We start from the raw sequence: 22,879 nt of genomic DNA on the forward strand, positions 1-22,879 counted from the left end.
GTGCAAAAGTGGGTAGGGTGAACCGCCGGGAGGGGTGGTTTCAGGTCACGGCAAAGTAGCGCGCCAGACCGTAAGACACGGGTAGCAGGGCCAGCACGACCAGTCCGGCGGGCAAGCCCATGAATCCCGCGGCCAGACAGGCATTGAGGGGAATGAGGGAAATCACGCCGGTCTTGACGGCATTCTTAATCGTAGGGGGGCGGTTGTCGCGGATGGCCCCCACCTTGGCCCGCAGGTTCATGCCGTACCAGAGCAGCAGGAACGGCAGAGCGGGCCAGAATTCGAAGACCGTCCAACGGCTGAGCAGCAGCAGGGCCACGGCCACGGCGGTATCGAGTCCCAAGGCCAGTTGAATGGAAGAGCGGTTCTGGCCGCCAACCTCGCCGCGGCTGGTCAGGGTGATCGCCCCGATGAAGACCACCGGCAGGAAGCTCAGCCACCAGAAGATGTCGAGCGCCGCGGCACTCAGACTGATACCAAGGAGCAAGTTGCCGCCCCGGCACATCCCCATGACGAGCGGACCAAAGAAGGCCTGGTGCTTGGCCCAACCGTTGTAGAGCAGCGTCAGCAAGGCTACGGCCAGGGCTATGGCGGCACTCGAGGTACCGGCGAATGCGGCAACCCCTACTCCACCGAGGAGGAGCAGTCCGCCCAAAAGGATAGCGGACGTCAGGGATACCTTGCCGCTGGGCAGGGCGCGTTCCGGTCGCTCTACGCGGTCGAGGTCCAGGTCAAATACGTCGTTGAAAACAACGCCCCCGCCGTACAGCCCGAGGGTCGACACACAGAGCCAGCCCAGGGCTTCGCTCCAGCTGCCTTCGAGGGCAGCGGCTACGCTCGCGCCGGCTAGGATGTCGGCCACGGCGGTGACCAGGTTGGCGGGTCGGAGGAGGGTAAGGTAGGGGCGTAGTGACACGGGCCGGGAGGCTTTAATTTTCGATGATGTTGTCTCCGGCGGAGGTGGTGCGGCGCCCGTTGCGTAGCACGCTGTTGCCACTGAAGAGCTGGCTGCGGTCAATCTCCGGTGCGTCGAGCCAGTCGCTTTCCTTCATTTGTCCGCTCTGCGAGTACGCGGTAAGGGCGTTCTGGTAGGTGACCTTGCGGACATCCTCCTCGGAGATGCCGCGCTCCAGCATAAGGGCGGCGGTTTTGGGTACGGAGAGCGGGTCGCTGATGCCCCAGTCGGCGGAGCTGTCGACGATGATGCGCTCCGGGCCGTAGTGCTTCATAAGGTCAACCATGCGTTCGTTACCCATCTTGGTGCCGGGATAGATGGTGAAGGCGGTCCAGTAGCCCCGGTCGAGCACCTCCTGGGCGGTTTCCTCATTGCAGTGGTCGATAATGACCTTGGTGGGGTCGCAGCCGTGCTCCTCGAGTACATCCATACTCCGGTAGGTCCCGTTCTTTTTGTCGCGGTGCGGCGTGTGGATCAGGATGGGCAGGTCGAGTTCCTTGGCCAGTTCGATCTGCTGGCGGAAGTACTTGTCTTCGGCCTCAGTCTGGTCGTCGTACCCGATCTCGCCGATGGCGACCACGCCCTCCTTGGTGGCGTAGAGGGGCAGCAGGTCCATCACCTCCTCGGCCAGGGCTTCGTTGTTGGCTTCCTTGGAGTTCAGGCCGATGGTGCAGTAGTGGCGGATGCCGAACTGGGAGGAGCGGAAGCGTTCCCAGCCGACGAGGGTGCTGAAGTAGTCGCGGAAGGAGCCCGCGGCGGTGCGGGGCTGTCCGAGCCAGAAGGCGGGTTCGATGAGCGCGACGATACCGGCCGCGCGCATGGCTTCGTAGTCGTCCGTGGTGCGGGAAACCATATGTACGTGGGGGTCGATAAATTGCATAGCTGCTGGGTGTTTAGTGGAAGGGGTATCGGCTCGGAAATTCGGGAACCGGCCCGAAAACCAAAAAAATCTGGTGCGTAAAGTAAGGAGGATCAGGTAGCGCGCCGCTCCTGCCGCCGGCCGATGGTGTTCCAGGCGGGAAGGTCGGTGGTAGACAACTGCTGCTCCTTTAACCATTCGCGCGCCGGGGGGTACTTGCTATCGGAAAGGGCCCGGGCGGCGGCGAGCTGTTCGAGTTCATCGCCTTCGAGGAGGGTCTTTTGCAGTGCCGGCAGCGATCGCTCGTTGACGAAGCCGTCTACGAAGCGCCACAGTTCCGGACTTACCGGCCGGTGGGCCGACCACCGCTCCTCGGCGTAGTCGAGGAAAATATCGGCCAGCCGTTCGTTCTTGCGCTCCTCGATGCGGTAGATGCGGTACATGGGCCGCTGCATGAACATGGCCTTGAGCACCATCTGGTTCCAGGCGTCTTCCGAGAGGTAGCGGGCGGGATAGGGATTGTCCAGAGCGATGGCATCGAATACGCCCACCATATTCGTGCGCAGTCCTTCGCGGGCGCGGCCGGGAAATTCCGCGGCGTTGCTCAGGAAGTACAGTCCGCGGTACAGCGCCATCAGCTCCCGGTAATCGGCGGTGGTGAATAGTTCGTCCAGAACCGCCCGGTTGTCGGAGGGCGGAAGGGCGCACATCAGCAGGATGCGCCCGAGTTCGTCGGCGGTCCAGGGGGTAGCGGCGAAGTTGGGATAGATCGCGTTGAACGAACTGTACTCCGCTTCGGTAAACTGCAGTTCTTCCTTACCCAGGAAGCGCGGACAGGCCCCAAAGGCCAGGTAAAAGCTGCGCGCCTTGAAGTCCGTCTCCAAAGCAGTCAATTTCCCTTCCAGCCACCGCCTTCCCTCGGGCGACAGGTGGCGGAGCAGGATGTGATGGATGGTACCGTTCATGTCGAAAGCTAGGTATTTTCTCGGGGAAGGAACTGCATGCCCCACGGTAAGGTTTCCTCATCCCGGCAATGGAAGGCGGGCAAGGCACAGCGTCGCGGAACCCTCCCGGACGGCCGTGCAGTGTTAGTCCCGACACCCGCGGGCGCGCCCCGGGACAAATTCAGTTCTCCTTGAGGACCATGGTGCCCATTTTGAGTTTGGCTTTCAGGGCGAAAACCTCGTCGCGGTACTGGGCCGCGCTCATGAAGTCGAGTTCCTTGGCGGCTTTCTTCATTTTGCGTTCCGACTCCTGGATGGCCATCTCGATCTGCTCCTTGGTCATGGCCTGCAGCACGGGATCGGCGGCCAGACTGGGCTGGGTGGATTCGACGTAGGCCTGCCGGCCCTTGCGGCCACGAATGTCGAGGATGGTACTGCGGTTGATGATCTCCTCGCGCGTTTTGGCGAGGGTCTCCGGGGTGATGCCGTTCTCTTCGTTGTAGGCCATCTGGATGGTGCGGCGACGGTTGGTCTCGTCAATGGTGCGCCGCATGGAATCGGTCATGACATCGGCGTAGAAAATGACCAGTCCGTTGCTGTTGCGCGCGGCCCGGCCCGCGGTCTGGGTTAGGCTGCGTTCGTTGCGCAGGAATCCTTCCTTGTCGGCGTCCAGGATGGCTACCAGGGAGACTTCCGGCAGGTCGAGTCCTTCCCGCAGCAGGTTGACCCCCACCAGTACGTCGAACTCCCCGAGGCGCAGGTCGCGCAGGATCTCCACGCGCTCCATGGTATCGACTTCGGAGTGGATGTAGCGCACCTTGATGTTCATGTTGGCGAAGTAGCTCGTGAGTTCCTCGCTCATGCGTTTGGTGAGGGTGGTGACCAGTACGCGTTCGTTGACCTTGCGGCGCTCGTCGATCTCCTCAATTAGGTCGTCGATCTGGTTGAGGCTGGGCCGGATCTCAATGGGTGGATCGAGCAGTCCGGTGGGCCGGATGAGTTGCTCGACGATCTCGCCGCCCGTCTGCTCGAGTTCGTAATCGCCGGGCGTGGCCGATACGTACACCACCTGGTTGATTAGGCTTTCAAATTCGGTAAAATTGAGCGGGCGGTTGTCCATGGCCGAGGGCAGGCGAAAGCCGAAATTGACCAGGGACAGCTTCCGCGCACGGTCGCCGCCGAACATGCCGCGCACCTGCGGGACGGTTACGTGGCTCTCGTCAATGATCATCAGGTAGTCGTCCGGGAAGTAATCCAGCAGGCAGAAGGGCCGCGTGCCCGGGCGGCGGCCGTCGAAGAAGCGGCTGTAGTTTTCCACTCCGTTGCAGTAGCCGAGTTCGCGCATCATTTCGAGGTCGAAGCTGGTGCGCTCGTGGATGCGCTTGGCTTCCAGCAGGCGGCCTTCTTTCTCGAAGTAGCGTTCCTGTTCGTAGAGCTCATCCTCGATGTTGCGGATGATGCCGTTGAGCCGCTCCTTGGGGGCCACGTAGAGGTTGGCGGGGAAGATGGCGGCGTTGCGCATGGTTTCGATGCGCTTGCCAGATTCGATCTCGATGCGCTCGATACTTTCGATCTCGTCGCCGAAGAACACCACGCGGTAGCCGAAATCCACGTAAGGCAGGTTGATGTCCACCGTATCACCCCGTACGCGGAAAGTGGCGCGGCGGAAGTCGGTCTCCGTGCGGCTGTAGAGACTGTCGACCAGGTCGTAAAGGAATCCGTTGCGGCTTTTGGTTTGGCCCACTTCGAGGCGGATGATGCCTGATTTGTAGTCTTCGGGGTTTCCCATACCGTAGATGACCGACACGGAGGCGACGATGATGATGTCGCGGCGGCCGCTCAGCAGGTTGGAGGTGGCGCGCAGGCGGAGCTTGTCGACCTCCTCGTTGATGGCCAGGTCCTTCTCGATGTAGGTATCGGAGGTGGAGATGTAGGCTTCCGGCTGGTAGTAGTCGTAGTAGCTCACGAAGTACTCCACGGCGTTGTCCGGGAAGAATTCTTTGAACTCCCCGTACAGCTGGGCCGTAAGGGTTTTGTTGTGGGTAAGCACCAGCGTGGGGCGGTTCAGCTGGGCGATGGCGTTGGCCATGGTGAAGGTCTTGCCGGAGCCGGTGACGCCCAACAGGACCTGGGAGCGTTCGCCCTCGCGTACGCCGTGGACCAGTTTCTCGATGGCCGTGGGTTGGTCACCGGTGGGGGAAAATTTCGAGGTCAGGTTGAAGGCCATAGGGGTCGGTTGCGGGTCTATTGGGGAACCGGTGGCGAGGCCAATTGTTGGTCGGCGGCGGTCACCTCAGGCGTCTGCTGCGTCCTCGTCCAGCAGGTCGGGCCGCCGCTCGCGGGTACGCTCCAGGGCCTGTTCTTCGCGCCACGCCTCGATGGCACCCGTGTCGCCGCTGCGGAGGATCGGGGGTACCTCGCGGCCCCGCCATTCGGCCGGACGGGTGTAGACGGGCGGGGCGAGGAGGTCGTCCTGAAAAGTGTCAGTAAGGGCGCTGGTTTCGTCGCCGATCACGCCGGGCAGGAGTCGGCCGATGCTGTCGACCAACACCGCAGCCGCCAGTTCGCCGCCCGACAGCACGTAATCGCCGATGCTGATCTCGATGGTTACGTACGCTTCCCGGATCCGCTCGTCGATGCCTTTGTAGTGGCCGCAGATGAGCAGCAGATTCTGGCAGAGGCTGAGTCGGTTGGCGCGGCGCTGGGCGTATCGCTCCCCGTCGGGGGTGAGGTAGATCACTTCGTCGTACTGCCGCTGCTCGCGCAGTTCGTCGATCAGGGCGGCCAGGGGTTCGCAGCGCATGACCATTCCGGCGCCGCCGCCGAATTGGTAGTCGTCGACGCTGTTGTGCTTGCCAATGCCGTAGGGGCGCAAGTCGTGCACGCGGACGGTCAGCAGCCCCTTGTCCTGCGCGCGCTGCAGGATCGAGTGGGACAGCGGGCTGTCGAGGAGTTCCGGGACGGTGGAGATGATGTCGATGTGCAAGATGTCGGGGTTGGCTGGGGCAAAAGTAAGACCTGGTCCTGCTGCATAGTGGTCGGACGACTAAAGTGGTCCGATCACTTACCGGTCGGACCAGTCATCCCCCCGCCCCCGGCATCCACCACGGCTCATTCACCGCCGGCTGCACCAGCTGATCGGCCAGTCCGTGCTCGTTCATCAGCCGGGCCGCCCACAGGATAGGCTCGGAGGGAGGCTCAAAACTCAGGTCGTAGGTTCCGTGGTGCATGGGCCACCAGTAGTGCGCGCCGAGGTCGCGGTAGCCGCTGAAGGCCTCGGCCGGATCGGCGTGGTTGCTTTGCATCATGTAGTCTGGTTTGTAGGCGCCGATGCCGAGCAGCGCCACGTCGATGTCGGGGAACATGGTTCCGATTTCCTTCCAGTAGGGTGTCTCGGCGCTGTCGCCGCCGAAGTAGATGCGCCGCCGGCTTTCTCCCTCCCCCACCGTGAACATGAAACTTCCCCACAGTCGCCGGTTGAAGTCGGTGATCCCCCGCCTGCACCAGTGGCGGGTAGGTAGGAAGTACACCTCCACCCCGGTGCCCGCCAGGTCGTAGCGCTGGAACCAGGCCGCCTCCTCGATTGGGGTGCCGCCCACCCAGTCGCCGATCACGTCGGTCATGCGGAGCGGGGCCAAAATTTTGCGGATGGTGTTATTCGCGCAGATCGCACGTATGCACTGTTCGTCGACGTGGTCGCGGTGATCGTGGCTCAGCAGGAGATAATCGATCCCCCGCAGCTCGCGGTAATCGAAGGGCGGATGCACCCGGCGCGGCACCAACGGCATATCCGCCAGTTGGGGGTCGGTCAGGAAGCGAATTCCGTTCAACTGCATCAGAAAACAGGCGTGGCCCAGCCAGACGATGTAGTTGCGCTTCCGGTCTTCGAGATACCGCACATCCTGCGCCACGGGCGGCACCCAAGGGTCGGCCTTCTTCTGCGCCCGCTGCGGATTCGGGGAGAGCAACATCTTCAGCAGCGGCGGCCAGCTGGCCCGGAAGGGGTGCTGCAGGTACTGAAATTCACCGTCCACGATGGGGTTGCCCCGCCACCGGCCCGCCTGGTCGGGGTGTACGGGTAAGGCAGGATTGAGCAGGTATTCCATAGGTTCTTTTGGCGCGTACGCGGGTGCAAAAAGCGGTCAAAGGTGCAAAGTCGGTTTGGCGGCGGCGTGTTGACCCTGGCATCAAAACTGAACCTGAACCTCCGGTCCCTGCCCGGCCGGACGACCGCTGAACCAGGATTTAACCCGGAAAGTGAAAAAGGGTGCACACGTTGTGAAATCCTGCGCGCGCGCCCACTTCCCGCTCAGAATACATTTACGAAACGCACGATCGGAAACCCCGGATGACCGATCGGCCAGTCGATCATTCCCCGCGACCCGGCCCCGGCCGGCAACCAGCGGCCAAGCTTACTCAGTGAAACGCTACCTTCTATTTGCGGTATTGACGGCCCACTCCACTTTGGTCACCCTTTGCGGGCAGTCGGCCGGTCCGGATCCGGACCGCGATTCCTACCGCAACCCCATCCTGCACGCCGATTATTCCGACCCCGACGTACTGCGGGTAGGCGATGACTTCTACCTGACGGCCTCCAGTTTCAATGCCGCCCCCGGGCTCCCCATCCTGCATTCGCGCGACCTGGTGCACTGGCAACTCATCAATCACGCCCTGCCCCGGCAGGTGCCCCTGGACACCTTCGCCCAACCCCAGCACGGGAACGGGGTGTGGGCACCCGCCATCCGCTTCCACGACGGTTACTTCTATATCTACTGGGGCGACCCCGATTTCGGTATCTATATGGTACGTACGCAGGACCCCGCCGGTGCCTGGGAAGACCCCGTGCTGGTCCGGGCCGCCAAGGGCTGGATCGACCCCTGTCCCCTCTGGGACGACGACGGCAAGGCCTATCTGGTCCACGCCTTCGCCGGCAGCCGCGCTGGCATCAAGAGCGTGGTGGTGGTCCACGAGATGTCGCCCGACGGCCGGGAGCTCCTCGACGACGGCGTACTGGTATTCGACGGCCACGCGGCGCACGGAACCATTGAGGGCACCAAATTCCACAAGCGCAACGGCTACTACTACATACTGGCGCCCGCCGGCGGCGTGGCCACCGGCTGGCAGACCGTCCTCCGCTCCCGCAACGTCTACGGCCCCTACTCCGAGCAGGTCGTCCTGCACCAGGGAGACACCGACGTCAACGGTCCCCACCAGGGCGCCTGGGTCGAACTGGCCAACGGCGACGACTGGTTCGTCCACTTCCAGGAAAAGCAACCCTACGGGCGCATTGTCCACCTGCAACCCGCCCACTGGGAAGACGATTGGCTGCGGATCGGCGTGGACCACAACCAGGACGGCATCGGTGAACCCGTATCCTCCCATGCCGTACCCCGCACTACTCACCGGTCCACACCCGCGGCTCAGGTGGCCGACGATGAGTTCGATGCCCCCCGGCTTGGGCTGCAGTGGCAGTGGCAGGCCAATCCGGATGCCACCTGGGCCTTCCCGACGGCCCTCGGTTACCTGCGGTTGAACCCGGTGGTCACCGCCGGTATGCGCAATCTCTGGGACGCCCCCCACCTGCTGCTCGCCAAATTGCCGGCCGAATCCTTTACGGCCACTACGAAGGTGACGTTCTACCCGCATTTCGACGGCGAGCACACCGGACTGATCATGATGGGACGCGACTACGCCTACCTGGCCGTCGAACGGGTCGAAGGCCAGCTCCGGCTGAAGTCCGTCCAGTGCCTAAATGCCGAGAACGGAGCGCCGGAACGCACCCTGGCCACCACGCCCCTCGAGCAGCCGGAAGTATATCTCCGCCTGACCGTCTTGCCGGGGGGAATGACCCGCTTTGCCTACAGCATCGACAACAAACAATTTACCCCCCTCGGTCCCCCCTTCCAGGCCCGCGAGGGCAAATGGATCGGCGCAAAAATGGGATTGTTTGCCTCCCGCGACCGCCGGGAAAACGACGGCGGTTACGCCAATTACGACTGGTTCAGAATCACGCCATGAAACACCTGATCGTACTTCTTGCCCTACTGTCCACCGCCGCCCTGCCGGCCCAGTACGCCACCGACCTCTATGTGGCGGCCGACGGCTCCGCGGAATTCACCCGCATACAGGACGCGATCGATGCCGCCAAGGCCTTTCCGGATAAGCGCATCACCATCCACATCAAGAACGGCACCTACCGGGAGAAAGTCAGCGTCCACGCCTGGAACAACCGCCTGACCCTGGAGGGGGAAAGCGCCGCGGCCACCATCATCCGTTTCGGCGACCACTTCGACGGGATCGATCGGGGGCGCAACAGTACGTTTCATACCCCTACCCTGCTGGTGCGCGGCGACGAATTTCTCGCCCGCAACCTCACCGTGGAGAATACCGCCGGACCGGTGGGGCAGGCCGTAGCCGTGGCCGTGGAAGCCGACCGCGCCCGGTTCTTCGATTGTCGCTTTCTGGGCCACCAGGATACCCTCTACGCCGACGGCTTGAACACCCGCCAATACTACAAGAACTGCTACATCGAAGGAACCACCGACTTCATCTTCGGGGCCGCTACCGCCCTGTTCGAGGACTGCACCATCCACAGCAAGGCCGATTCCTACATTACCGCCGCCAGCACCCCGGAAGGACGCGACTTCGGTTTCGTCTTTCTTAACTGCCGACTCACCGCCGCCCCCGGCGTGGATGCGGTCTATCTGGGCCGGCCCTGGCGTGCGCACGCGAAGACCGCCTTCATCAACTGTGAACTGGGCGACCACATCGTGGCGGCGGGCTGGGACAACTGGAGCGATCCGTCGCGCGAAGCCACCGTTTTTTACGCCGAATACGGCAATACAGGAGCGGGAGCGGCTGGCGGCGCGCGGGTGCCGTGGAGTCACCAACTGAGCCGTGCCAGGGCGGCCCGCTACCGGAAATCCGAAATTTTCAAACCCTTTACCCTGCCTGTCATGGCAGACTGACCTATGCCAAGATCATTCATATTTCTGGGACTTCTCCTCGGATCGTCCTTTGGCCTCTCGGCCCAGGCGGGAGACACCTTTACCGTCGTCAACACACAGAACGTCCCCCATGCGGATGGCGTAGTGCGCCTCGACCTCGCCGACGTCCCGATCCTCGATCCGGACACCCCCGTCCGCTTCTCCGTAGCCGGCAAAAACGTGCCCTACCAAGCTTTGGACGAGGATCGCGACGGCCGCACCGATGGCTACGTGCTGCTGCTGGACCTGGCCGCCCGGGAGCAGCAGACCGTTGCGGTGCATCCCCTGAAGGAGGGGGAAGCGGTGCCGAATTTCCCGCAGCGCACCCAGGCGGAGCTCTCCCACAAGATCAACGGACGGTGGCAAGACCGGGAATACCTGGGCGGTACCTTCCGCAACGTTGATTCCCTCACCGTGCCTCCCGAGCACACCGATCATTCCTGGTACCTGCGGTACGAGGGTCCCGGGTGGGAGTCGGACCTCGTCGGGTACCGTTTCTACCTCGACTGGCGCAATGCCACCGACGTATTCGGCAAGCGCACCACGGACATGGTGCTGCAGGACGTGGGTCAGGACGGCTTCGATTCCTACCACGAACCGGCCGACTGGGGCATGGACGTACTCAAGGTGGGCAAGGCGCTGGGCGTAGGCTCCCTCGCCACTTGGCACGAGGCGGGGGCCCTGCGGGTGGAACAGACCGATTCGGTTTCTGCCGCCATCGTCGCCAACGGGCCCGTGGAAAGCCGCATCCGCACCCGCTACCACGGTTGGACGGTGGGCGACCGCACCACGGACGTGGTCTCCGAACTTTCCATTCACGCCGGCAGTCGGTTGACGCGCCACGACGTCGCCCTCTCCGACCCCCTCGACAACCTGGCCACCGGCATCGTGAAGCTGGAGCAGGGTGAGGTACTCCAGGGACAAGCCGGGGACTGGGCCTACCTGGCCACCTGGGGGCCTCAGAGCCTCGCCGGCGACCTGCTCGGTCTGGCCGTCCTGTACCGCAGCTCCGATCTGCAGCAGGTCACGGAAGATACCCACAGCCACGTGGTGGTGCTGACCCCCCGCGACCGGCAGCTGACCTATTACTTTCTCGCGGCCTGGGAAATGGACCCCCAAGCCATCAAAACGCGCGAAGCCTTCACCAGCTACCTGGAGGAGCAACTGCAGCGGCTCAACGCCCCCCTCGCCCCTTCATTTTCCCGGCGCTAACGCACCGTTTCCGCAAAACGACAAACGATATGTACCATAAATCACTGACCAACTTACTCGGCGGGATGGCCGCGGCCATCCTGCTGCTTGCCCTGGCACCCGCGTGTACCGCCCCCGAAACGGAAACCGGCACCGCCCCCCCACCCGCCGTTTCGGTGGCCATCAAGGATACCCGCCCCTGGTCGGAAAGGATGGCCCTTAGCATCATGCAGCGCGCGCCCGAGGCCTGGCGGAACGACTTTCAGGAGAAGCCCCGCTGGAACTACACCCTGGGCCTGGTCCTGCAGTCCATCGCCGAAGTTGGCAAGCAACACGGGGATCCGGCCTTTGTGGCCTACGCCCGGGGGTACGGCGACACCATGATCAACGCCGAGGGTGAGATCCGCGACTATGAGCTGACCAAGTTCAACATCGACTACATCGCCCCCGGCCCCCTGCTTATGGACCTGTACGAGGAGACCGGTGAAGAAAAGTACCGCACCGCCATGAACACGCTGATGCGGCAGCTGGAATGGCAGCCGCGCACAACGGAGGGCGGCTACTGGCACAAACTGCGCTACCCCTGGCAGATCTGGCTCGATGGGCTCTTCATGGGCGAGCCTTTCCAGGCCGAGTACGCCCAAAAGTTCGACCGCCCGGAGGCTTTCGACCACATCGCCGAGCAATTTATCCTGGCCGAAAAGAAGATGCGTGATCCGGCAACGGGTCTGCTCTACCACGGCTGGGACGAAAGCCGCCTGCAGCGCTGGTCCGACCCCGAAACCGGTCTTTCCGACCATTTCTGGGGCCGCGCCGTGGGCTGGTATTGTATGGGACTGGTGGACGTTCTCGACTTTTTTCCCGCCGACCACCCCCAGCGGCCGGAGCTCCTCGCCATTCTGAACCGCACCCTGGAGGCCGTGATGGAGGTAAGGGACCCCGCCACCAAAACCTGGTGGCAGGTACTCGACCTGCCCGAACGCGAAGGCAACTACCTGGAATCGACCGCCAGCTGCATGTTCACCTACGCCATGATCAAGGGGGCCAACGAAGGGTACCTGGATGAACGGTACCGGAAGCTGGCTCAGGAGAGCTTTGACGGCATCCTGGAGACCTTTATCCGCGTCGACCCCGACGGATCCGTGCACCTGACGCAGGGTTGCTCGGTGGCCGGACTGGGGGGAGACCCCTACCGCGACGGATCCTTTGAATACTACATCAGCGAACCCGTGCGCGACAACGACCCAAAAGGGATCGGGCCCTTCATGCGGGCCAGCCTCGAATTCGAGAAGGCGTCGTCCACTTCAAAATTATAAGCGAAGCGGCGGAACGTACGCCAGGTTGCCGGAGGATAAATGCTGCACAGCTTATGTGAATTCATGCATGCCCCCTAATTCGGCTACCGCCCTATGCTTTCACTTCCTTTGCCATATATGCTTTTCGGCTCACCAGTATTATAAAATTTATGATCATGCGACAAAAAGAGTACAACATTATCTTCGGCGTACTGCTGTTCCTGCTGGGGGTCTTTCCCCCGGACCTGAGCGCGCAGGGCACCGTCACCGGTACGGTTACCGATCTGGAAGGCGAGCCCCTGATCGGCGTAACCATAATGGTCAAAAACACGGGTACGGGTTCGGTGACCGATTTCGACGGCAAGTACGACGTCGGCGCCGCCCCCGCGGATACCCTGGTATTTTCTTATACCGGCTACGGTTCCCAGGAGGTGGCCGTCGGCAACCGGGAGGTGATCGATGTGGAACTTTCCGCCGAGGCCTCCCTGCTGGATGAAGTGGTGGTCGTAGGATACGGTACGGTAAGGCGATCGGACCTGACGGGCTCCGTGGCCTCCGTCTCCGGCGAAAAACTGGCCGCCACCCCCTACGCCAGCGCCGCCCAGGCGATCACCGGCCGCCTGCCCGGCGTGAACGTCCTGACCACCGACGGCTCCCCCGATGCCGAGGTAGTCATCCGGGTACGGGGCGGGGGATCCATCACCCAGGACAACTCGCCGCTCTACGTGGTCGATGGGTTTATCGTCGGCAGCATCCGCGACATCCCGCCGACGGACATCGCCAGTATAAGTGTACTCAAAGACGCCGCCGCTACGGCGATCTACGGGGCCCAGGCCTCCAACGGGGTGATCGTGATCACCACCAAGCGCCCGGTGGCCGGTAAGATCAACATCAATTACAACGGCTACGTACAGGCCAAGGAATTGCCCACCAACCGCTCCTACGACGTACTCTCCCCCTACGAATTCGCGCTGGCGAACTACGAGTACGCCGCGGTTCGGTCCGAGGCGGACGTGCGCAATTTTGAGCGCTTCTTCGGCAAGTACGACGACCTGGAGCTGTATCAGCAGAAGCGGGGCACCGACTGGCAGGATGAACTCTTCGGCGACCCCCGCCTGTCGCAGTACCACAACCTGAGCCTCAGCGGCGGTAGCCAGGCTACCAAACTGAGCCTGAGCCTCACCAACAATACCGATGAGGGACTCTTGATCGGGTCCGGCTTCCGGCGCAATGCCCTCAACTTCAAACTGGAGCAAGACCTCTCCGACCGGCTCATCCTGGAAGCCGGCGCGCGCATCACCAATACGGTGGTTGACGGAGCGGGTACCTCCGGCTCGGCCCAGATCCGGATCCAGGATGCAGTACAGACGCGCCCCGTAAACGGCGTGGCCGACGAGCTCGAGATCGACCTGAACACCGTCAACGAATCCGACGACTTCCAGAGCTTCCTGCGCAGCCTGGTCAATCCTACCGAACTGGCCAAGCAGGACTGGCGGCGCACCACCGACAACGACTACATCTTCAACGCCGCCCTGGGGTGGAACATCGTCGACAACCTGATCGCGAAAACCACCTTTACCGGCTCCCGCAGCTTCGAGAAGCGCCTGCGCTATTTCGGCCCCCTCACCAGCGAATCCTTCAACAACGGCGGCAACCTGCCCCTGGGCGAAAAGACGAGCATCGAGCGCACGTCCTACCGCTGGTTGAATACCCTCTCCTACCGGCTGGTGTCGCTGAAGAACCAGAACCTGGACTTCCTGCTCGGCCACGAGATCTACTCCAACGGCGGCGAGGCCGACTTCCTGCGCGCCGAGGATTTCCGACGTTCCATCTCCCCCGAGGAACTCTTTGCGAACATGACCTTCGGGCGTACCGACCGGCACGAAACCCAGGTCTACACCAACTCCAACCGGCTTTCGTTCTTCGGCCGCGTGAACTACTCGCTCAACGACCGCTACCTGATCACCGGCACCCTGCGCTCCGACGCCTCGAGCAAATTTGCCGCGGGCAACCGCGTCGGCTACTTCCCCGCCGTGGCCCTGGGCTGGAAACTCACCGAAGAGGCCTTCCTGGAGAACGCCGACTGGCTGCAGGAGCTGAAACTCCGCGTGAGCTACGGTGAGACGGGCAACGACCGCGTAGACGCCACCGCCACCCAGTTCCTCTTCGTGGGGACTTCCAACCGCGGCCCCGGCTTCAACAACGTCGACAACGTCTACTATACGCCATCCGGCAGTACCCTCTACAATCCCTTCATCAAGTGGGAAACGACCATCAACCGGAATTTAGGACTGGACTTCTCCTTCTTCGACGGCATGGTGTACGGCGCCTTCGACCTGTACAAGAATACCACCGAGGACCTGCTGCTTCGCTCTTCGATCCCGTCCAATACGGGGTTCACCACTCAGTGGGACAACATCGGCTCCACCTCCAACCGCGGCGTGGAACTGGGACTGACCACCTACCTCGTTAGCCGTCCTGAGTTTTCCGTCTCCGCCACCTTCAACGTTGGCGTCAACCGCGCCCGGGTCGAGGACCTCGGGGGAACGGAGAGCCGCTTCTTCCAGTCGAACTGGGCGAGCACCGACCTCAAGGACCAGAACGACTTCCTGCTCACCGTCGGAGGTACCCTGGGTGACATCTACGGCTACGTGGCCGACGGCTACTACACCACCGACGACTTCACCGGCTACGACCCCGCCGCGGACGCCTATACCCTCCGCGACGGCATCGCCAACTCGGGCGCGACTGTGGGCAACCCCAACGTCCGGCCCGGCTTCATGAAGCTGAAGGACATTAACGGCGACGGCGAGATCACCAGCGACGACCGCCGCGTGATCGGCAACACCCTGCCGAAGCACCAGGGCGGGTTCGGCTTCGACGCCCGCATTAAAGGGTTCGACGCCTCGGTCTTCTTCAACTGGTCGTACGGCAACGACGTCTACAACACCGGCAAGATCCAGTACAACCAGTTCCGGCGCGTCACCTACGGCAACCTGCTGGAAACCATGAGCCTCGACAACCGCTTCACCTACCTCGACGTGGACGGTTCCTACACCGGCACCCCGGGGGGCATCGTGACCGACCTCGATCAGCTCGCCGAACTGAACGCGGGCAAGAACATCTGGTCGCACAACAGCTTCGGCGTGGCCCAGGCCGTGATCTCCGACTGGGCCGTGGAGGACGGTTCCTTCCTGCGTCTCAACAACCTCAACGTGGGCTATACCCTGCCCAACGACCTGACGTCGCGGATCGGCATTTCCAGCCTCCGCTTCTACCTGACCGGCAACAACCTGTGGCTGCTGACGAACTACTCGGGCTACGACCCCGAAGTGAGCACTTCCCGCAGCTCCTCCTACGCCGCCCTGACCCCCGGGGTAGATTTCTCCTCCTTCCCGCGAAGCCGTTCCTACACCTTCGGGGTCAACCTCAATTTCTAATTCGCCTACTGCAATCGATCAATCATGCTATACAAAGCTATACTGGCGGTACTCGCGGTAACCTGCCTCTCCGCCTGTCAGGACTTCCTCGAACCGGAGTCCATCTCTACCTTCGACACCAACTACGTGTTCTCCAATGTCGACGACGCCCGCAAAGGGGTCAACGCCATCTACGAACCCTTCGGCGAGGATGCCTTCCGTTCCCGGCTCTCGAACAATATGACGGGCAACACCGACATCGAGCGGCAGAGCGGCTGGACGAGTTCCTCCGACCGCTACCAGATCTGGGACCTCGAGGCCCTGTCGAGCAATAACGACCTGCGCCGCGTCTGGAACGCCGCCTATCAGGCCATCCGGGATGCCAACATCGCCATCGACGGCATTGAAAACAGTCCCGCCCTCGCCTCCGAGGACGCGCTCACGACCCGCACCATGAACCACCTGCTGGGCGAAGCCTACACGCTGCGGGCGTACTGGTACAGCATCCTGGCTTTCTACTGGGGCGATGTGCCTTACGTCCGGGAGGCACCCAAGGCGGGCAACGACTTTTTCCTGGAAAAAACCGACCGCAACTTTATCCTCAGTGAAGTCATCCAGGACATGATCGACATCGAAGGCAGGATGCTGTGGGCGGAGGACCTGCCCTACGGGATCGAGCAGGTAAATCGCGAATACACCTTGGGCATGATCGCCCGCCTGTCGCTGCAGCGGGGAGGCTACTACCTCAAACCCGACCTGACACAGGCACGGGAAGCCGACTACCTGGACTACTACCAGATCGCAAAGAAGTACACCGAAAAGCTGATGGCCCTCAAGGACCGTCCGCTGCCCGAAGACTTCCGGCAGGTGTTTCTCAACAACGCCAAGTTCATTTCGCCGGTGAACAGCGACATCCTCTTTGAGGTGCCCTTCGCCATCGGCAACGGCGACGTGGGCTGGAACATCGGCGTCACCGTTCAGGGTGGGGCCACGGCTTCCCACGACTACGGCTCGGGCAATAACTACATGGCCATGCCCCCGTCCTACTTTTATTCCTTCGACACGGCCGATATCCGGCGCGACGTCACCTGCGCCCTTTACATGATCAACACCGACGGGGAGATTGAATTCGCCCGCGGCGGGATCTCCAACATCGCGCAGGGAAAATGGAGTCGCTGGGACCTGGATTCCCCCCCTGGGGCCTCCTCCGCCAAGGGGACCGGCATCAACTGGCCCATGCTGCGCTACTCCGACGTCATATTGATGCACGCCGAAGCCGAGAACGAACTGAACGGTCCTACGGCCCTGGCCCAGGAGTCGCTCAAACGGGTCCGCCGCCGCGCCTTCGACGAAGCCGACTGGGGGGAGAAGGTCGACGCCTACGTGGCCGACGTGTCCGCCGGAAAAGAGACTTTCTTTGAGGCCATCGTGAACGAACGCGCCTGGGAGTTCGGCGGGGAGATGATCCGCAAGTACGAGCTCATCCGCTGGGGCAACTACTCCGAAAAAATGGCCGAGACCGTCACTACCCTGAAGAAAATGGCCGATTCGGCCATGGAGGGCTCCGGCCAGTACGCCGAACTGCCCGACTACATCTACTGGAAGGTGGACGAGAGCGGCAACTTCGTAGTGCTCAACCCCGACACCGAGGTGGCCGCTCCGCCGGACGACACCTGGAATCGTGAACCGTGGCTCATCGCGCTTAACGACGAGGTGACCGTCTACGACGAGTGGATCCTCAAGGACTGGAGAAACTACATAGACGAAGGCCCCAAACCGGGTACCGTACGCTACATCTTCCCCGTACCGGAGGAGGCCATCACCAACAGCCAGGGCACCCTTTCCAACGACGGCTACGCATTCTGATCCCCCCGTCAACTCACTTATTCAAGCATTATCAATGAAACAGTCCATGACAATCCTGCCCAAACTGTGCCTCATACTGCTGGGGGGCGCCCTGCTGCTCTTCGCCGGCTGTGAAAAGGAAGAATTCTTCGAAGAGACCCGCCTTTTTCGGCCGGTCCTCAACGAGCCCCTGGAAGCCGAACTCAACACCATCATCGTCAATATGGGCAACATCCGGGAAGCCACCTCGTACACCATCGAGGTGAGCCGCGACTCCTTCGCTTCCGTCCTTTACACGATCGAAAGCGACACCCACTACGTGGTCATCAACGAGGAAACCCTCAATGGGGAATCTCTGCTCTACGCCACCCTCTACCAGGTGCGGGCCACCGCCCACGCCGCCGAGGCGGCCTTTGACAGCCGCCCTTCCGACCTCGGCGACGTGCGCACCGAACGCTTCCCTTCCGTGCTGATCAGTCCGACCGAAGGAGACCTGCTCGATGCCCTGGCCCGGGTACGCTGGCAGGTAGCCGGAGCGCCAATTACCCACATCCGGGTGTTCCGGGGCAGCGACGAGCGGCTGACCGATCCCTTGCAGACCTTTGAAGTGGATGCCGTGGCCCAGGACACCGGAGCCTTTATCGTAAGCGGGCTCAAGGCCGAAACGGAATACCAGATCGCCATCTACAGCGGGACCGAGGGAGAAACGCTGCGGGGCTGGGACCTCTTCACCACCATCGCCAGCGCCATCGACCTCAACGATCCCAACGTCATCAACCTGAGCAACTCGAGCAATCCCGATACCCTGGAAGCGGCCATCGCCATGGCGCAGGACGGCCAAGTCATCGTACTCCAAAAAGGATTCGTGTACAATCTGCCGAAAGAACCGCTCGACAAGTCGATCACCATCACTTCAGCCTACGGCTTCGGCAGCGTTAAAACGGTGCTCTATACCACCGGCAACTGGAACTTCGCCGAAGGAGCTACCATCGACCACGTACGCTTCATCGACGTGGAGCTGCGGGGTGAAGACATCGGCGGCGACTACGTGTTCAACCCCAAGCTGGACACGCGAACGGTAGTGAACGAACTGACCTTCGAGAACTGCATCATCAATCATTTCCGGGGAATCATCCGCATCCGCAACCAGATGTTCGTGAGCAATTTCACCATCAACAACTCGCTGGTCCACCACATCGGAGGCTACGGTATCCTCACCGCCGATACCGACGGGGTGGGCAACGCCGCCTTCGACAACATCACGCTGACCAACAGCACCTTTTCCAAGGTCCACGTATTCATGCAATCCCGGCAGAACGCCCAAAGCATCACCATCGACAACTGCACCCTCAACGAAGTAGGTGACCCCGACGGCATCATCTTCCGCTGGCGCGGCGAGGAAGGTCTCCTCAGCAACGTCCTCGACGGCATTACCATCACCAATACCATCTGGGGTCCAGCCTGGGACGAGGGAGAAACCGGAAACACCGCCGTGCGCGGCATCTACGACGGGCTGGAGAATACCAACTTCAACGTCGTGAATACTTACGGTACCGCCGATTTTGCCTTCACCGCCGGCTCGGAGATACCGGGCTTCCCCAGCCTGGTTTACAGCGGAACCGCCGATGAACTCTGGGTGGCACCGGATCAACTGAATTTTAACTTCCAGGACAGTGGGTTTGCCGGAATCCGGGACAGCGGCGACCCCCGCTGGCGCCCCTTCTGAGGCCATCCCTGTTTGATTTCTTATTCGCATCCATTCCAACTGAAGCGCCCGGATATTCCGGGCGCTTCCTGTTTACGGCCTGGGCAGCAACTCCCAATTTTAGGCCACCCCAGCCTGCTGGGAACCGGAATGAATTCCCCCGCCACCCGGCGCCGGATAGAAATGAGTGGCGTGTACCCTCGGAACCGCTCAGACCGCTCCGGGGTTACAGGACAGAGCCGCCAGCGTCGGTCAGGGGAAGACGCGCTTCAGAAACTGCACCGTCAATTCCAGCGTCGGCTCGAACCACGGATCCAGTAGCCAGAAGGCGTGGGGGGAATCCGGGAAGGTGTGATCCTCGTGGTAAATACCCTGCTCGTCCAGCATCCTAAACAGGTCGTCACGGCCTGCGTGGAAGCGGGGATAGGAGCTGTTGACGAACAGGAAGGGCGGCGCGTGCCGATCCACGTACTCCAGCGGCGAAGCCTCCCGCCAGCGGTCCTGGTGTACGGCATAGTCTCCCAGCCAGGCGTTGGCTGAACGCCCGGTCCACTCGGGTTCCGCCTCCGGGTGCACGAAGGATACAATGCCGTCGATGTTCAGCACGGCCTGAACCTGCGCGGAATGACCCTGCCACGGTCCGAGGGTATCGTACAGGCTCCGCTCCGCCGTAACGCCCAGCAGCGAAGCCAGGTGAGCCCCGGCCGAGGCGCCGTACACGGCGATACGATTGCTGTCGATCCCGTATTCCGTGGCGTGGGCGCGCATCCAACGCAGGGCCTGCTTCAGGTCCTTCACGCCCGAAGGATACGGGGCTTCCGCGCTCAGGCGATATTCCGGGGTGACGGTAACGTAGCCGCGGTCGGCCAGTTGCTGGGCCATGGGGATCTGGTTTTCCTTCGACCCGGTGGTCCATCCGCCCCCGTGGATTAGCAGCACGCCCGGTCGGGGACCACGCTCCTCCAACCGTCGAAAAACGTCGAGGTAAAGTTGCCGGCCGTTCTCTACACTGGTATATACCAGGTTAGTATCGGCGAGCACGCCCGCCGGCAAGCGGGGGTATACGGGGCGCACCTCCGGATGGCTGCGGCGGATCTTCTCGTAGGAGGAATGAATGGAGTAAGTAGTATCCCGCGGGTGGTAGTCCGATTGGGCCAGGAGTCCGCCGGACACCAAAAGCGGGAGTAAAAAGTATGCCTTCATAAACCGGATACTATTGCGTTTCCAAAATGCCCGGCACCTGCGACCCCGCCCCTTCAGGGAACAACTGGCGGCGCGGACGCGGGTGCCGGGGGCCTTACAGGATGCGGAGCCAGTTGGTAAAGCGCTCCATCCAGTCGTCCGGAGTAGTCGGGTTGCGCAGTCCGAAACCGTGGCCGCCGGAGGGATAGAGGTGCATTTCCACGGGTACTTCGTTTCGCAGGCAGTTCTCGTAGAAGCGGAGGCTGTTCTGTACAGGAACGGCGCGGTCGTCGGCGGCGTGGACGAGAAAGGCGGGCGGCGTCTGCGGACCCACCTGCTCGTCGGCGCTGAACAGGTGCACCTGTGCTTCACCGGGCAGATCGCCAATGAGGTTGCGGCGCGAGCCGGTGTGGGTGATGGTGGAATCAAAGGAGACGACGGGGTACAACAAGGCGACGAAATCGGGCCGCACGGAGGTGGTGTCCGTCTCATTCGGATCGGCCGGCAGCGAAAAGCGCGTGGCGGCGGTGGCGGCCAGGTGGCCACCGGCCGAGAAACCCATGATCCCGATTTGGTGTGGATCAACCCCGTAAGCAGCAGCATTCTGGCGTACCGTACGAATGGCCTGTTGCGCATCCATCAGCGGGGCGAGCGATTTATCTACGTTCGTCGCGTCCTGGGGAATCCGGTACTTGAGCACGAAAGCCGTGATGCTGTCTGCGGCCAACCGTTCGGCCACCCACACCCCTTCCTTGTCGTAGGCGAGGCGGGCGTAGCCTCCCCCCGGACAGATGATCACCGCCCGGCCGTTGGGGTGCGCGGGTCGGTAGGCGGTCAGTTCCGGCACGGCCACCTTGCTGATGGCCCGCCCGCCGGAGGGGCGCTGCTCGGTCGTCTCCGGGTCGGGCACCGGCCGGGAATTGGGAACTTCTCCGGGGTAAAGGGGCCGGGTTTCCTGTGCCAATACCGGAGCAGTCGAGAAAAATAGGGCCAGGAGTAGCAGATGGTACATGAGATCAGCTTTTCAGGGTTTGCTTAACGGCGCACGCCATGCCCTCGCGCCCAATGCGCTGCAGGGCGCCGGAGAGTTCGGCGGCGAGTTCACCGTGATCGGACAAATCGCGCCCCCAGGCGCGCTCCCAGCCCAACACGCGGGCCGCCAGTAGGTCCGCACCCTCCGCGGCGCCGTAGTCCTCCCAGGCCTGGCCGAGAAAATCTATGGCCCAGTCGTCGTCGTTCAGCGGGATCGGTTCGCCGTGCAAATCTCCCCGGTAAAATCGGACCAGAGCGGCGAGCGCCAGCACCATCCGGGCCGGCGGCGCTCCGCGCTGGTCCAGGTAGGCCAGCAGCGACGGCAGCACCCGTTCCCGGAACTTCGAGACGGAATTCAGCGAGATGCTCAGCAGGCGATGGTGGATGAAGGGGTTGCGGAAGCGGTCCAGGATATCATCGGCAAAGGCCTCCAGGTCCACCCCGGGCAAGTCGAGAACGGGAATGACCTCTTCGAAGAGTAATTCCCGCACAAAAGCGCCTGTAGTCGCATCCTCCACGGTTTCGCGCACCGTTTCCTTGCCGCTGAGGTAGCCCACCGGCACCATGGCGGTGTGGGCTCCGTTGAGGATAGCCACCTTGCTGCGGCGGTAGGGGGTGAGATCGTCGGTAAAAATGATGTTCAGCCCAATGCGGTCGAGGGGCAGTTCCTCCCGTACCGCCGCGGGTGCCTCGATGGCCAGCAGGTGGTAGGGCTCACCCTGGGTGACGGCCGCGTCCTCGTAGCCGATCTGTTCCCACACTTCCGTCCGTTCCTTTTTCCCTACTCCGGGCACGATGCGGTCGACCAGCGTGTTGCAAAAAGTGCAATGTTGGCGGATCCATTCGGCGAAGGCGGGTTCCAGGTTCCAGTGGGCGGCGTAGCGCAGCACGATGCCGCGCAGGACGGCTCCGTTGTCAACGAGGAGTTCCATGGGCAGCACGATGCACCCGCGCTCGCCGTCTCCGGAAAAGTGCTGAAACCGCCGGTGGAGCCAGGCGGTCAGTTTGCCGGGAAATTCGTCGGGTGGCCCGTTCGTGCCGGGTCGATCGCTTTCGGAAAACCGGACGCCGGCTTCGGTGGTATTGGAGATGATGTAGCGCAGTTCCGGTTGTTCGGCCGACCGCAGGAAGGTATCCCAGTCGACGTCCATACTGATGACGCGGCTGATGTTGGTGATCAGGGCGGCGCGGTCGACCGTCTTCCCCTGACGGATGCCGCGGGTCAACACGTGGTAGAGTCCATCCTGGGCCTGCCAGTCGGAATAGATCTGCCGGTCGGAATTGTTGGCCACCAGCACGCCCAGCGCGGCGGATTGCTTCTGATTAAATTCGTGCAGTATCCAGTCGGCAAAGCCGCGCAGGAAGTTGCCGCCGCCAAACTGGAGTACGCGTTCGGGTGGTGGGGCGTCGACGTTGGCGGTGGTACGGTTGAGTGCTTGCATTAGACGTGTGGGGTGTTTCAGAGG

Annotated in this window: 16 protein-coding genes; 7 read left to right on the forward strand and 9 right to left on the reverse strand. The window is 62.3% G+C overall.

Features of this window, described 5'->3' with window-relative positions; genetic code table 11:
* Window positions 1-40: 40 nt before the first annotated feature.
* The 6 genes from eboC to E4021_RS04255 form a co-directional block, all read right to left on the reverse strand.
* Window positions 41-916: a UbiA-like protein EboC gene (eboC, locus tag E4021_RS04230; RefSeq protein WP_136456652.1), complete on the reverse strand. Its 876-nt coding sequence runs from the start codon at window positions 914-916 to the stop codon at window positions 41-43.
* Between the two features lie 13 nt (window positions 917-929).
* On the reverse strand, window positions 930-1,835 hold the full coding sequence (locus E4021_RS04235) for a TatD family hydrolase (RefSeq protein ID WP_136456654.1): 906 nt from the start codon (window positions 1,833-1,835) through the stop codon (window positions 930-932).
* A gap of 92 nt (window positions 1,836-1,927) precedes the next feature.
* Window positions 1,928-2,779 carry an EboA domain-containing protein gene (locus tag E4021_RS04240; RefSeq protein ID WP_136456656.1) on the reverse strand — a complete coding sequence of 284 codons (852 nt, stop codon included), beginning with the start codon at window positions 2,777-2,779 and terminating at the stop codon, window positions 1,928-1,930.
* A 160-nt stretch (window positions 2,780-2,939) separates the two neighbouring features.
* On the reverse strand, window positions 2,940-4,985 hold the full coding sequence (uvrB, locus tag E4021_RS04245; RefSeq protein WP_136456658.1) for an excinuclease ABC subunit UvrB: 2,046 nt from the start codon (window positions 4,983-4,985) through the stop codon (window positions 2,940-2,942).
* Window positions 4,986-5,051: 66 nt separating this feature from the next.
* Window positions 5,052-5,744 (reverse strand): tRNA (guanosine(37)-N1)-methyltransferase TrmD, encoded by a 693-nt coding sequence (gene trmD, locus E4021_RS04250; protein WP_136456660.1) that lies wholly within the window; start codon window positions 5,742-5,744, stop codon window positions 5,052-5,054.
* Between the two features lie 94 nt (window positions 5,745-5,838).
* Window positions 5,839-6,864 (reverse strand): MBL fold metallo-hydrolase, encoded by a 1,026-nt coding sequence (locus E4021_RS04255; RefSeq protein ID WP_136456662.1) that lies wholly within the window; start codon window positions 6,862-6,864, stop codon window positions 5,839-5,841.
* Between the two features lie 313 nt (window positions 6,865-7,177).
* Between E4021_RS04255 and E4021_RS04260 the strand changes: the two genes are divergently transcribed.
* The 7 genes from E4021_RS04260 (at window position 7,178) to E4021_RS04290 (ending at window position 19,220) form a co-directional block, all read left to right on the forward strand.
* Entirely contained in the window at window positions 7,178-8,776 is a 1,599-nt protein-coding gene (locus E4021_RS04260) for a glycoside hydrolase family 43 protein (protein ID WP_246050220.1), read from the forward strand.
* Window positions 8,773-9,726, forward strand: coding sequence for a pectinesterase family protein (locus E4021_RS04265; protein WP_136456664.1), 954 nt, complete (start codon window positions 8,773-8,775; stop codon window positions 9,724-9,726). The genes E4021_RS04260 and E4021_RS04265 overlap by 4 nt, the downstream gene beginning before the upstream one ends.
* A 3-nt stretch (window positions 9,727-9,729) precedes the next feature.
* A complete protein-coding gene (locus E4021_RS04270; protein ID WP_136456666.1) occupies window positions 9,730-10,956 on the forward strand; it encodes a DUF4861 domain-containing protein in 1,227 nt (408 codons plus the stop codon).
* A gap of 29 nt (window positions 10,957-10,985) precedes the next feature.
* Window positions 10,986-12,251: a glycoside hydrolase family 88/105 protein gene (locus tag E4021_RS04275; protein ID WP_136456668.1), complete on the forward strand. Its 1,266-nt coding sequence runs from the start codon at window positions 10,986-10,988 to the stop codon at window positions 12,249-12,251.
* Between the two features lie 155 nt (window positions 12,252-12,406).
* Window positions 12,407-15,670 (forward strand): SusC/RagA family TonB-linked outer membrane protein, encoded by a 3,264-nt coding sequence (locus tag E4021_RS04280; RefSeq protein WP_136456670.1) that lies wholly within the window; start codon window positions 12,407-12,409, stop codon window positions 15,668-15,670.
* A gap of 24 nt (window positions 15,671-15,694) precedes the next feature.
* Window positions 15,695-17,515, forward strand: coding sequence for a RagB/SusD family nutrient uptake outer membrane protein (locus tag E4021_RS04285; protein WP_136456672.1), 1,821 nt, complete (start codon window positions 15,695-15,697; stop codon window positions 17,513-17,515).
* A 46-nt stretch (window positions 17,516-17,561) separates the two neighbouring features.
* Entirely contained in the window at window positions 17,562-19,220 is a 1,659-nt protein-coding gene (locus E4021_RS04290; RefSeq protein WP_246050221.1) for a DUF4957 domain-containing protein, read from the forward strand.
* A gap of 231 nt (window positions 19,221-19,451) precedes the next feature.
* Here the strand turns inward: E4021_RS04290 and E4021_RS04295 are convergent, their stop codons facing one another.
* The 3 genes from E4021_RS04295 to E4021_RS04305 form a co-directional block, all read right to left on the reverse strand.
* Window positions 19,452-20,402: an alpha/beta hydrolase gene (locus E4021_RS04295; protein ID WP_136456676.1), complete on the reverse strand. Its 951-nt coding sequence runs from the start codon at window positions 20,400-20,402 to the stop codon at window positions 19,452-19,454.
* A gap of 94 nt (window positions 20,403-20,496) precedes the next feature.
* A complete protein-coding gene (locus E4021_RS04300) occupies window positions 20,497-21,393 on the reverse strand; it encodes an alpha/beta hydrolase (RefSeq protein ID WP_136456678.1) in 897 nt (298 codons plus the stop codon).
* 4 nt (window positions 21,394-21,397) lie between these two features.
* On the reverse strand, window positions 21,398-22,855 hold the full coding sequence (locus E4021_RS04305) for a tagaturonate reductase (RefSeq protein WP_136456680.1): 1,458 nt from the start codon (window positions 22,853-22,855) through the stop codon (window positions 21,398-21,400).
* Window positions 22,856-22,879: the final 24 nt, after the last annotated feature.

This window comes from Neolewinella litorea (assembly GCF_004803465.1).
Lineage (GTDB): Bacteria > Bacteroidota > Bacteroidia > Chitinophagales > Saprospiraceae > Neolewinella > Neolewinella litorea.

Coding starts and splice junctions, on each gene's coding strand:
- E4021_RS04235 (WP_136456654.1), bottom strand. CDS start 1,835: ATGCAATTTATCGACCCCCACGTACATATGGTTTCCCGCACCACGGAC.
- E4021_RS04240 (WP_136456656.1), bottom strand. CDS start 2,779: ATGAACGGTACCATCCATCACATCCTGCTCCGCCACCTGTCGCCCGAG.
- uvrB (WP_136456658.1), bottom strand. CDS start 4,985: ATGGCCTTCAACCTGACCTCGAAATTTTCCCCCACCGGTGACCAACCC.
- E4021_RS04255 (WP_136456662.1), bottom strand. CDS start 6,864: ATGGAATACCTGCTCAATCCTGCCTTACCCGTACACCCCGACCAGGCG.
- E4021_RS04265 (WP_136456664.1), top strand. CDS start 8,773: ATGAAACACCTGATCGTACTTCTTGCCCTACTGTCCACCGCCGCCCTG.
- E4021_RS04270 (WP_136456666.1), top strand. CDS start 9,730: ATGCCAAGATCATTCATATTTCTGGGACTTCTCCTCGGATCGTCCTTT.
- E4021_RS04275 (WP_136456668.1), top strand. CDS start 10,986: ATGTACCATAAATCACTGACCAACTTACTCGGCGGGATGGCCGCGGCC.
- E4021_RS04280 (WP_136456670.1), top strand. CDS start 12,407: ATGCGACAAAAAGAGTACAACATTATCTTCGGCGTACTGCTGTTCCTG.
- E4021_RS04285 (WP_136456672.1), top strand. CDS start 15,695: ATGCTATACAAAGCTATACTGGCGGTACTCGCGGTAACCTGCCTCTCC.
- E4021_RS04290 (WP_246050221.1), top strand. CDS start 17,562: ATGACAATCCTGCCCAAACTGTGCCTCATACTGCTGGGGGGCGCCCTG.
- E4021_RS04295 (WP_136456676.1), bottom strand. CDS start 20,402: ATGAAGGCATACTTTTTACTCCCGCTTTTGGTGTCCGGCGGACTCCTG.
- E4021_RS04300 (WP_136456678.1), bottom strand. CDS start 21,393: ATGTACCATCTGCTACTCCTGGCCCTATTTTTCTCGACTGCTCCGGTA.
- E4021_RS04305 (WP_136456680.1), bottom strand. CDS start 22,855: ATGCAAGCACTCAACCGTACCACCGCCAACGTCGACGCCCCACCACCC.